This window comes from Viridibacillus sp. FSL R5-0888 (assembly GCF_038009105.1).
Classification (GTDB): domain Bacteria; phylum Bacillota; class Bacilli; order Bacillales_A; family Planococcaceae; genus Viridibacillus; species Viridibacillus arenosi.
In genome coordinates this window covers 1,432,890-1,444,711 of sequence record NZ_JBBPAU010000001.1, presented here as the reverse complement: position 1 = coordinate 1,444,711, position 11,822 = coordinate 1,432,890, and the positions used below count along the sequence as shown (strand labels likewise).

9 protein-coding genes are annotated in these 11,822 nt (G+C 36.4%); 1 reads left to right on the top strand and 8 read right to left on the bottom strand.

The genetic code is table 11. The features are described from left to right. Positions 1 to 37: 37 nt before the first annotated feature. Together bcd and MKY02_RS07130 are read right to left on the bottom strand one after the other, a co-directional pair. A complete protein-coding gene (bcd, locus tag MKY02_RS07135) occupies positions 38 to 1,132 on the bottom strand; it encodes a branched-chain amino acid dehydrogenase (RefSeq protein WP_038184894.1) in 1,095 nt (364 codons plus the stop codon). Positions 1,133 to 1,328: 196 nt separating this feature from the next. Continuing rightward, positions 1,329 to 3,377 carry a sigma 54-interacting transcriptional regulator gene (locus MKY02_RS07130; protein ID WP_340710864.1) on the bottom strand — a complete coding sequence of 683 codons (2,049 nt, stop codon included), beginning with the start codon at positions 3,375 to 3,377 and terminating at the stop codon, positions 1,329 to 1,331. Positions 3,378 to 3,513: 136 nt separating this feature from the next. Here MKY02_RS07130 and MKY02_RS07125 point away from each other — a divergent pair, with 136 nt between their 5' ends. After that, positions 3,514 to 3,765 (top strand): DUF2627 domain-containing protein, encoded by a 252-nt coding sequence (locus tag MKY02_RS07125; RefSeq protein ID WP_038184901.1) that lies wholly within the window; start codon positions 3,514 to 3,516, stop codon positions 3,763 to 3,765. Here the strand turns inward: MKY02_RS07125 and MKY02_RS07120 are convergent. The 6 genes from MKY02_RS07120 to ahrC all read right to left on the bottom strand — a co-directional run bounded on the left by MKY02_RS07120 (position 3,762) and on the right by ahrC (position 11,781). Further along, positions 3,762 to 4,493 carry a glycerophosphodiester phosphodiesterase gene (locus MKY02_RS07120; protein ID WP_038184904.1) on the bottom strand — a complete coding sequence of 244 codons (732 nt, stop codon included), beginning with the start codon at positions 4,491 to 4,493 and terminating at the stop codon, positions 3,762 to 3,764. The two genes, MKY02_RS07125 and MKY02_RS07120, sit on opposite strands and share 4 nt — an antisense overlap. Then, a complete protein-coding gene (locus MKY02_RS07115; RefSeq protein ID WP_038184906.1) occupies positions 4,486 to 6,060 on the bottom strand; it encodes a DUF342 domain-containing protein in 1,575 nt (524 codons plus the stop codon). The genes MKY02_RS07120 and MKY02_RS07115 overlap by 8 nt, the downstream gene beginning before the upstream one ends. Positions 6,061 to 7,332: 1,272 nt before the next feature. After that, positions 7,333 to 8,124: a sporulation transcription factor Spo0A gene (spo0A, locus tag MKY02_RS07110; RefSeq protein ID WP_038184908.1), complete on the bottom strand. Its 792-nt coding sequence runs from the start codon at positions 8,122 to 8,124 to the stop codon at positions 7,333 to 7,335. 355 nt (positions 8,125 to 8,479) lie between these two features. Beyond that, a complete protein-coding gene (locus tag MKY02_RS07105; protein ID WP_038184923.1) occupies positions 8,480 to 9,436 on the bottom strand; it encodes a SpoIVB peptidase S55 domain-containing protein in 957 nt (318 codons plus the stop codon). A gap of 178 nt (positions 9,437 to 9,614) precedes the next feature. Beyond that, a complete protein-coding gene (recN, locus tag MKY02_RS07100) occupies positions 9,615 to 11,315 on the bottom strand; it encodes a DNA repair protein RecN (protein ID WP_038184927.1) in 1,701 nt (566 codons plus the stop codon). A 16-nt stretch (positions 11,316 to 11,331) separates the two neighbouring features. Continuing rightward, on the bottom strand, positions 11,332 to 11,781 hold the full coding sequence (ahrC, locus tag MKY02_RS07095) for a transcriptional regulator AhrC/ArgR (protein ID WP_038184930.1): 450 nt from the start codon (positions 11,779 to 11,781) through the stop codon (positions 11,332 to 11,334). Between the last annotated feature and the right edge of the window lie 41 nt (positions 11,782 to 11,822).

The following is an 11,822-nucleotide window of genomic DNA, read 5'->3' as shown; positions in this document are numbered from 1 at the left end:
TGAAGTACCCCTACCTTATTTCTGAACGGCCCTTTTATTAACGATTAGTTAAAATGTGCTTTCCATTTTGCAAAAATGTGCTACGTGATTTTGCCATTCTCTCAATACGTTCTTCTGCTAAACGATTAGCAGCTAAATACGTTGGAATTCCATCACGTTTTGCTATATCTATTACTTTCTCTATATTATCGTAAATTCCTTCTACACGCTTCATCGCACGGTCACGGTTGTAGCCATACAATTCATCTGCAACATTGATTACTCCACCTGCATTAATAACATAATCCGGAGCATAAATGATTCCCTCATTATGAATAATATCTCCGTGAATTGAGTCTTTCAACTGGTTGTTAGCTGATCCAGCAATGACTTTTGCTCTTAGTTGCGGAATAGTTTCATCATTAATAATAGCACCAAGTGCACATGGTGCAAAAATGTCTACATCTTGAGCATAGATATCTGTTGGGTCAACAGCAGTTGCACCAAAGTCTTCTACCACTCTCTTTACAGCGCTTTCATTTATATCTGTGACGATTAATTGCGCGCCTTCTTCGTGTAAATATTTGCACAGTGTGTATGCTACGTTTCCTAAGCCCTGTACAGCAATTTTCTTACCTTCTAAGTGCTCGCTACCAAATGCCTCTTTAGCAGCTGCCTTCATACCCACAAATACACCATATGCAGTTACTGGCGATGGGTTCCCCGATGAACCAAATGCAGGAGAAATACCTGTTACATAATTTGTTTCTTCATGAATTAAATCCATATCTGCTACAGTTGTACCAACATCTTCTGCTGTAATATATCTACCATTCAAACCTTGGACGAATCTTCCTAGCGCACGGAACATTTCTTCATTTTTATCTTTTAAAGGATCTCCGATGATTACTGTTTTTCCCCCACCGAGATTTAACCCCGCAGCTGCATTTTTATAAGTCATGCCACGTGCTAGGCGCAAAGCATCTTCAATCGCTTCTTCCTCTGAAGCATATGTCCACATACGAGTACCACCAAGTGCTGGTCCTAAAGTTGTGTCGTGTATAGCTACTATAGCTTTTAGTCCTGAAGTTTTATCCTGACAAAACACTAATTGTTCGTAATCATATTTCTCCATGTATTTGAAAATTTCCATTGTGGTGCCCCCTTTGATATGTTGACCAATCTTTTAAAAAAGAACTTAGTCATCTTTTACCCTAGTTTTCTAGGTCACTATATTATTAGCAAAAAGCGTGCCAACATATAAAAAGACAAAATGCTGTATTTGACAACATTTTGTCTTTTTCATCCATGCAAGATTTTGCACACCGTGCAGTTTTTTGCACGCAAATTTATGCAAGATTGTATTTTTCTAATTTATAATACAAACTCCGGATTGATATTCCCAATATTTTTGCAGCTTGCATTTTGTTATTTCGGCTATCTGTTAATACTTGTTGCAGAATTTGTTTCTCTGTTTGTTCTAACTGCTCGGCGAGTGATCCATCAAAAGAATGCCTTTCAACGTTAACCTCCTGATGTAAGGAATGGAAAAGCGTTTTGGGTAAATGTCTCTCATCTAAAATAGTTTCGTTTGATTGCATGAAAATCATTGCTCGGCTTAAGACGTTTTCAAGCTCTCTCACATTTCCTGGCCAATCATGTCCTATTAATAGCATTAATGCGTTTGAGGTCACTTTATGAATATTACGTCCATATTCTTGATTCAATTTAACAAGAAGGCGATCTACTAAAGGAGGGATGTCTTCTCTCCTTTGACGCAATGGCGGGATATGAATAGGCATCCGATTTAATCGATAATATAAATCCTCTCGGAATGTACCTTCTGACAATGCTTTTTCCATATTCACATTCGTAGCTGCGATAATACGAACATTTATCGAAATCGGCTTTGTTCCACCAACTCTGACAATTTCACCTTCTTGAAAAATACGCAATAGTTTTGCCTGAGTATTTAAAGACATTTCTCCAATTTCATCAAGAAAAATACTTCCTTTATCAGCTTCTTCAAATAACCCGCGCTTTCCACCACGTTTCGCTCCAGTAAAAGCTCCTTCTTCATAACCAAATAATTCACTTTCCAGTAAGTGCTCAGCAATCGCCGCACAGTTTACCCTAATGAACTTATTGTATATACGATCACTTGCAGAATGTATAGCATGAGCAAACAATTCTTTACCAGTCCCTGACTCTCCGCGCAAAAATACCGTGACTGGTGTTTTTGCAGCTAATTTCGCTTGTTCTAGTGAAATGCGCATTTCCTCTGAATCGCCAATAATATCTTCAAATGTATATTTAGATTCCAGCTTTCGTATAATCGTGCGCGCTTGATCTAATTCTTTTGTTAAGGACCGCATTTCTGTCATATCATGTATAACTCCTACGCTACCTTTTAAGCTATCATTTACGACAACAGGTGCAACATTCACAATAACTTCGCGTTTATTAGGACCGAGTCGCATATTCACACCACGAATAGGCTTTTTTGTTTGTAAAACTTTTAAATGCATACTTTCACCTTCAGAAATATCTATCGTAGCAGGTTTCCCTAAAATTTCTTCCGGTTTTAATCCTGTAATTCTAGTATACGCAGGGTTAACGAGTATCCCTCTACCTTCCTCATCAACTACAGAAATGGCATCATCACTTGATTGAATAATCGCTTCTAACATCATTTGAATTTCTTTTAAATTTGTTATTTCTTCCGCTAAATTGACGACCTCTGATATATCTTTGAATACAGCAAATGCACCAATTCGATTCCCACTACCATCAATCATAGGAAAACGAGACGTGACAATTTTCTTCTCATTAGACAACTTTAGCTCTTGATTGATTTCTGCTACACCTGATTCAAACACACGTGGCAAAGCACTATTTATTATTATATCGTTAATGTGTTTACCAACCGCTTCTTTGACAGTAACCTCTGTCATTCGCGCAGCACTTCTATTAAAGAAGATAACCTGACCTTGAGGGTCGATGCCAATCATGCCTTCTTCTATTGAATTGAAGATGATTTGCTGTTTATATGCTGCATGTTGTGTTTTATTTATGTAAAAATCTTTTTCATTCAACAATTGAACAATTAAGTAAGCAATTGCCCCTGGGATAAGTACTGTACGTTTCGGCAATGCCAATAGTAATTCTTCAAATACAGAAGACTCTCCTGTGACATCCACCACCATATCAATTTCATCAGTTAAAACAGCTCGCCAATCCTGTCCCGTAGCAATGCCAGCTGCCTTAGCTAATTCAAGCCCAGGTGCATCTTTACGTATATCTACAATTGCTACTGTACTCAGTTGCTCAGACTTGGTTAATAGTTGCAATATAGCTGTACCTCCAGCACCTGCACCTATAATTAGAATTCTTTGCAAGGAACTTCACTTCCCTTCACAATATTGTGCAATTTATTGCATATTTCAATGTAGGTTCATCATATCTGAACTTTCTTTCCTTGACAACGCTTCCCCAACAGGTAAAAATGAGTATAGATTAGAGGAGTGAAAGTATATGGCACGTTTTGCAGCGTTTATCGTATTACTTATACCTGGTTTAATGGCTGCAGGTGGAATAAAATTAATGCGCGACACATTATTTGCTAAGCTTGTGGATCCAATACCATTTCTTTGGTTACAATTCATTATCGGTATTGCCCTTTTCGTCATTGGATTTGGTTTTTTTGCAGGTTTTCTATTGCATCGAGATCGCAAAAAAGGGAAAGTTTCAGCTAAATTTGCAAATCAAAAGAACGCTGACCGTTAATGGTCAGCGTCCTTTTTTTGTATACGTCTAACTCTTCCAGGAAAATCTGTAATCCAGCCAACTACGGCTTTATGTGGATTTTTGAGATACTCTTCATCACCAGTAATGTTATAGAACCGACACTTCTTTTTAGCTATTACACATGCATCCAAATATTCAGATTTATAATACCATGTTTTGTTAGCATGAATAGCATCGATATATGGAAGGTTTTTTAACTGATGCCAATTGAGCTTTCTCGTGGCAATAAGTGCAGTTTCAATATGTTTGTTTATTTTCTTAGCTTGTTCCAACACTTCCAAGAAAAAAGATGAATAATGTACATTTGGTAAGTGGGCGCATTTATTTATAACAATTTCTAATACAAAAGGATTGTCAATAAAGGATTCCTTCAATTCGATATTCAATGCGATAGGATTTTTCTCTACCCAAGCTATTAGCTCATCCAGTGTCAGCATTTCTTGACCCGAGTATCTACGAGTAAATGGTCTACCTACGCGTAATCTTTTTATTTCTGCTAATGAAACATTTGTTACTAACCTGCGTCTTCCTGTAACGCGACGTAAATCTAAATCGTGTGTCACAACAGGAACATCATCCCTAGTAATTTGCAAATCTAACTCAATACCATCTGCATTTAGTTCAACGGCCTTTTTGAATGCATTGAGTGTATTTTCCATCTCACAAGCAGAGGCGCCTCGATGTGCAAAAACTAAGGGTCTAGGCATTGATTTCGCCTTGCTCCAATTTAAAATTACCACAAGTCTGCGTATTTAATGTCGTGGATTTTTTACCAAGTTGAATATATGTTCCTGGATAAGCTTCCTTCGTAATTTGAATCTTTTCCGTTCCCATACTTTTTAATGATTGCAAAATTGTTTGCACCTCTTTATCAATCTTAGTTAATTCATTTTCTTTTTCTAATAACGATACTTTTGAATCCTCAAATGCCTTTCGCTGAGCACCATTCATCTTATCGACGAAATCTAATAATGGCGTAATGCGAGCTTTAATATTTACAATATCAGCTTCTAAAGATTTCATCTCTTCGGCTTTTTCTTTCACTATTTGCATGCTCTCTTTTCGATCAGGCATTGTAATAACTAATTCCGTTTTGCGCTCTAAGCGATTTCCAGAAATCGCAGTAGTAATAGTACTTGTTGCTTCTGCACGTCCACCAATAATTTTCCCCTTGTACTCATTAACTAGTATACTACTCGCTTTTAAATTGGATCCAAGTGCGTATGACCCAATTTGAATGTCGCCTTTTGCAGTCAACGTACTTTCATTTGTATGTTTAACAAAGATATTCCCACCTGCGCGTACGACCGACTCACCGTTACCAAAGATACCCCCACGAATGTAAACATCACCATTTAGAGATTCGATTAATTTCGGACTCGTAACTCCTTCGGGACCATCAATCGAAATATCACCTGTTGCTACTACTGAATAGCCCGCAAGTACCGTACCTCTAATACTAATGGATCCATCGAAATTTAGATTTCCTGTTCCGACTCCAACATCATTTGGAACAGGTAGATGTTTTTGAACTGACAAGAATCCATCTGAATCATCCAAAACTCCACCCTCAGTTGCATAGATGGTTACTTTTCCGTCTTCATCAACTTTTTCATACACAGTTTTCTGATCATATTTTATTGGCGAGTCTTTACCAGGTAAAGCAGGAATACTTTCACCAAATACATTTTTCCCTGGCTCGCCTGAATCTGCTGGTATTTTCTCTCCCAACCATTCATGGGCTTCTATTTCAGTGATAAAATTCATATCAAAATAATCCGCTTTACCATCATCACGAATTAATGGTTTTCTCTCTGCCTGTTCTATATATGTAATTTTTGCGTTTTTCCCTGGTTTAGCTGGCGTTCCTATTGCAACTACAGTCGGTTTTCCTGTTAATACAGTATCTAGAGTCAAATCTACAAAACCATGCACTATTCCTATATTATTAGCAAATTCTTTGATTTGTTCCTGCATTTTAGTACCATCTGTAAACACAGTTTTCGGATCTTCGTGGACATACATGGTTGCTGTCATGCGATCACGAGAAGTCACAATTTCTATAGGTGGTAGCCAAATACCAATTTCCTCAAATTGCTCTGTCACTGTGGCAGTCACTTTTCTTAAAATAGCAAAGCTCGACAGTTTAATACGTGGATATTTTTTCAAAATACTGTCGAATTCCTTTAGCGGGAATCCTTCCCCTATGGTCTTTAAATATACTTTTTCATTTTCTTCTTTTAAAACAATATAATCATTTTCAAAAATCAGCACATTTTCTCCCCATCCTTCAAATCGATAATAAATGTCTATACTTATTATCGATTTCAAATTGTTTTTTTACAGAATAAAGCAAAAAAAACCGCTTTCAAAACTAAGCTTGATAGCATAATAATCATTTTATAGGTATACGTTCGTTAGAATCGTTTTAATATACTAGATAAATAGACCCTATCCTGGTTTTTATTATATCAGGAAAATAAATAGACTCTCTATACATTTATAATATATCCAAAAGAAAGTTGCGAAGGTAGACCAGTAGATAATTAGGGAAATAGATATACATAGTGTAATAGTACCATGTTTTTAGAATATTCGCTTATCATTTTACAAATTATTAATATATCTACAATTACTTTTCAATTCAATAGAAGTGACTACAATCGTAATGTCGCTTCAATTAATTGTTCCGATTATATATTGAGATTAGACTGTAAAGACTTAGCAGTTGTAACACCAGAATTAGTTCCAGCGTTGGAAGATTGCTATAACTTATACAAACAGTCAGAGTTTAAAAAGGTAGTTTTCGAAATTAATAACAGTGTAGTTGTTAAAAAGCAACTAAGTCGTAATACTTGTAAAGTCGGCCTTAACAAGGCTGAATTTGTCCAAGGTTAAATCGCAAGTCAGTATTAACTGAACATAGTGCTTTTCGCACTGAACAAATATTGTATTTCGCAATCGGTTACATGATTTTCGTCCTAATTCTTCTACCATTTACTCCAACTGCAAATCGCTCATTTATGCCCTCTATAAGCGCCTGCACTGAAATGAGTGAAAGTACTCCATTTAACCGGGAACTCACTTACATATACACTGTGAAGTCTTTTAAATCGTGTTCCTCTCATCTTTGTTAATTGCCATTCTTAGGATTTATTTTAAATTTGATTTTTTATTAAAATCAATGTATCCCAGCATCATAAAACAGCATTCGCCAACACTCACTCCTATATCAGAAATTAAACTGATTTCCATTTATCTTCGAGACGCATTAAATTTTGTCAGATTTAGTGATACGAATATATTTATTTTCAGTCATAATCAATTTGCAGCCGAAATAAGTCCACCTATAACTCAAATTGATCATACGAAAAAGACACCTCCAAGATAATTGTGTTCGAGCACAATAAACTTAGAGGTGTCTCTTTTCATTGAAAATTCCCATATTATATATTGTTCATAACCCCCTGATTATTGCTCACATTTCCTGTAAACATACTACTTAAAATATGAGCAATCTGTGGAGTTATCAATGTCCTAACCCTTTCAGCTAGCAACCGTTTCAATACGAATTTTATCGGCAATCATGGCGATGAATTCGCTATTTGTTGGTTTGCTCTTTAAGTGATGGACAGTATAACCGAACATTTTCGAAATAGATTCATAGTTTCCTCGGTTCCAAGCGACTTCAATGGCATGACGAATTGCACGTTCAACACGTGATGATGTTGTATCGAATTTTTTCGCTATATCTGGATATAAAATCTTAGTAATCGAACCAAGTAACTCGACATCCATATATACCATTTGAATAGCTTCTCTTAAGTATGCGTACCCTTTAATATGAGCTGGCACACCAATTTCTTTTATAATACCTGTAATCGTTGCATCAAGTTGACGTTGATCCATTTGTTGTGGCTGTGACCCTTGCAGAACGCTTACACGTTTTGTTTTTTCTGTTTTATGACCTGCACATTGTAAAACTTTTGAAACAAGGCGATCGAATTCAAAAGGTTTTAACATGAAATAAGATGCCCCTAAGTCCACTGCTTGTTTCATAACATCTTCTTGTCCAAATGCCGTTAACATTATCACTTGAACATCATTATAAATTTCGTTTTCATGCATAACTTCCAAAACCGCTAAACCATCCAGGTGAGGCATGATAATATCTAATAATAGAACATCTGGTACTTGTTCCTCTAACATTTTCAAACAAAGTTTGCCGTTAGGGGCAGTTCCGATTACTTCAATCTCTGGGCTATTTTGTAGATACATCTCTAATGTACGAACTAGTTCCCGATTATCATCTGCAATTGCAACTTTTACTTTTCGCATTATTATTTCCTCCTTTGTGCTTGCGCTTCCGTTAAACACGATCAAAACCGACAAGATGAATTAAAGTAAACTCGTTTTTGATACAAAGTGGATAATTCGACTTTTTTGCATGAATACCTTTTATTCTTAAAAAAATAAGTATGTAGACATAGAGATACTATGTATTTCGACAGTATTCATTCATTCTAAACAATTTGTCGATTATTTGTCACTTTTATTGTAACAAAAGTAACAGAGAAAAAGAATGCTTTTTATCACATATTCTTTTCAATCTGAAAATTCCTCAAGAAAATGCTGCACCAGCTTCCCCGGTGCAGCGTAATTTTAATGGATTTATAAAAGCAAATCCCTTTCTTTAAGATGGTTGCCTTTTCAACATCTCAGTTAGAGGAATCGCTGCTCCCTTTTCAGGACTTTCGATATACATATGTGTAACAGCTCCTACAAATCGTCCGTTTTGTATAATCGGACTTCCGCTCATACCTTGTAAAATGCCTCCGGTTTTCTTTTTCAACTGCGCATCTGTCACTTCAAATTGCATTGTCTTGTCATCAACTTTGGTAATTTTGACATCAAATGCCTCTACTTTTTTCCCTTCAATAGTCGTTAGCAATTGTGCTTTTCCGACTTTTATTTCAGAAGGTTGCATGATTTCCATAGGTTTAGGTAAACCTTGTTCTAAAGTATTCGACCATTTTCCAAATATACCGTACACATTATTTTCGGCTATACTTCCTAACTGTCCAGCATTATGTTCAATTGATGAAATTTTATAACCTGGTTCTCCAGGTACACTCTTTTTTATTTGTTCGATGGATGCATAGAAAATTGATCCGGACGAAAATTTAGGCGGTGCTGAAACAACCGAGTCGATAATTTGATGACCTAATGCTCCATATTCCTTTGTTTCTGGGTCAATAAAGGTTAATGTACCAATACCGTCAGTTTGATCTCTAAAGAAAGATAACATCGGTTCAAGCTCTTCCTTCATGATCTTAATGTGTTGTGTTTTTTGCTGACGCTTTAGCTTCACATCCATTAATTTACCTGAAGAACTGATAAATAGGGATTTAACTTCTTCAAGCGTTTTAACTTGTTGAGAATTAATTGCTTGAATAGTATCTCCAGCCTTCAACCAAGTACCGTTTTTCAGGAGCACATCATTTGTTAAATAGACATTTTGAAGCTGAAGTTCTACACCTATTGAATGTCCCATCGGAATTAAGCTTTTGGCAGAAACACCAAATGGTAGTAGCAAAATGGCAAATAATAATGCGACAAACTGCATGACATAACGCATTTGATTTTTCATTTTTCACCTCCTCATCGTCCTTTTACTATGGCTTTGTTTTAGCATGTTATGTACGGTAAATATTTGAGTTGAATTGGATGATTGGAGAAGGTGGAAGGTTTTACATTGAAGTTTTTTTCAAAACAATACATACGTAAAAAACTGCCCGTCCAATTGGTTGGGACAGACAGTTTTCTAATTATATGGTCATTGCTTTTTTGCGACCGTTAGCTATTTCTACCAATTCTTTTGCATGTTGGAATGTTAAGTCCGTCACTTCTGCGCCAGACATCATTCTGCTAATTTCATCGATTCGCGCATTATCGAAAATTTCAGTGAGTGACGTAACTGTTCGATGTGCTTCTTCTTGTTTCTTAATATAATAATGATGATCTGCCATTGCTGCAACTTGTGGTAAGTGTGAAATACAAAGCACTTGAGAATGCATCGAAATAGCTGAAATTTTTTCAGCAATTGCCTGAGCCACACGTCCACTGACACCTGTATCTACTTCATCAAAAATAATTGATGTAATACCATTTGTTGAAGAAAAGATGGTTTTTAATGCCAGCATCATACGAGATAATTCCCCGCCTGAAGCAATTTTCGTTAATGGTTTCGGTGGTTCACCAACATTGGTTGCAATATAGAATACAATGCGATCCAACCCATTATGATCAAATTGATCGGCAGCTATAGGTTCAAAATGCACACTAAAGTCTGCTTTTTCCATATATAACGCTCGAAGTTGTTGCATAATGGCATCGCTTAGCTTACGACCGGCTTTTTTTCGAACTGCAGTTAATTTCTCTGCTGTTTGTAGTAATTTTTCTTTCAGTACATTTAATTGTTGTTCGTTTTTTTGCATATTTTCGTCGCGATTGATTAGAGATTCCAGTTCTTCTCCAATTTTTTCACGATATGTTAGTATGTCCTCAAGTGTAGCACCATATTTACGCTTCATCGATTGGATTAGAGCTAAACGTTGCTCTACTTCATTCAAACGCTCTGGGTTAAATTCAAGGTCATCTAATATGTTTTTGATTTGAAATGCTGCTTCTTGTAAAGAATAAAAGGCAGCTGATACATTATCTGAATGCTCTCTAAAATCTTGATCTAATGTTGCAACTTCTTCTAAATCGGTCATAGCTTGACCAATCCAATCAAGTCCTCTAGATTCACCCAGAATGGCTTCGTGTGCCGTGTTGGATCGTTCATAGATCTTGTTGAAGTTCATCAACCTGCGACGTTCCTCAGCTAGTTCCTCTTCTTCTCCTGCTCGAAATTGGCAAGCGTCAATTTCTTTAATTTGAAATGAAAAAAGATCAATTTTTTGGGCTACTTGCTGTTCACCAAGAGAAATTGCAGCAAGTTCCTTTTTCAATTCACGATAAGCAGAGTATTCCTTACTATAACGTTCTTTCAATGGATCAATGTCTTCACCTGCAAACTGATCCAACAAGGAGATATGTCTCTTATCATCCATTAACTCTTGGCTCTCATGCTGGCCGTGAACATCGATTAATGTTGCACCTATTTCACGCAAAAGAGAAAGTGGAACAAGTTTCCCGTTAACACGACAAACGCTTTTTCCATTGTCATTTAAATCACGGCGTAAAATAACCATTCCCTCTTCAATTTCAATCCCAGCTTCTGCACATTTTTGATAAGCAGAGTGGTTTTCAGAAGAAATCGCAAAGAGTCCTTCAAGTTCGGCTTTTTTTGCACCGTGACGGATGAATTCCTGAGAACCTCGACCACCAGCTAATAGCTGTACCGCATCAATAATAATTGATTTCCCGGCACCTGTTTCACCTGTTAAAACCGTTAAACCTTCAACAAAACCTACTGTTAAGTCTTCAATAATTGCAAAATTTTTAATCGATAGTTCTCGTAACAAGACAACTCACCTCGGATTACAACATTTCAAGTAAGCGATTTTTCACTGATTCGCGTTGAGAATCTTCACGACATAAAATCATAATCGTGTCGTCTCCACAAATAGTACCTAATATTTCAGTCCAATCTAAATGGTCAAGTAATGATCCAATTGCATGTGCATTTCCCGGTAAAGTCTTCATCACTAAGAAGTGACTAGCACCATCAATGCTCACAAACGCATCTGCTAAAGCACGATGCAGTTTTTGAATTGGATTGAAGCGTTGATCTGCTGGCAAACTGTACTTATAACGACCATCTTGAAGAGGTACTTTGATTAAATGTAATTCTTTAATATCTCTAGAGATTGTCGCTTGCGTTACATGATATCCTGCTTCTTTTAGTAAATCGACCAAATCATCCTGTGTTTCAATATCATTATTAGCGATCATGTCGCGTATTCGAATATGGCGTTGGCTTTTATTCAATTTTTTTCACCTCTATGAATAATTATGCTCTTCTTTTTTAT

Excerpts from the sequence above, each read along its gene's own strand:
- bcd (WP_038184894.1), bottom strand. The coding sequence starts at position 1,132 with ATGGAAATTTTCAAATACATGGAGAAATATGATTACGAACAATTAGTG.
- MKY02_RS07125 (WP_038184901.1), top strand. The coding sequence starts at position 3,514 with ATGGCACGTTTTGCAGCGTTTATCGTATTACTTATACCTGGTTTAATG.
- MKY02_RS07120 (WP_038184904.1), bottom strand. The coding sequence starts at position 4,493 with ATGCCTAGACCCTTAGTTTTTGCACATCGAGGCGCCTCTGCTTGTGAG.
- spo0A (WP_038184908.1), bottom strand. The coding sequence starts at position 8,124 with ATGCGAAAAGTAAAAGTTGCAATTGCAGATGATAATCGGGAACTAGTT.
- MKY02_RS07105 (WP_038184923.1), bottom strand. The coding sequence starts at position 9,436 with ATGAAAAATCAAATGCGTTATGTCATGCAGTTTGTCGCATTATTATTT.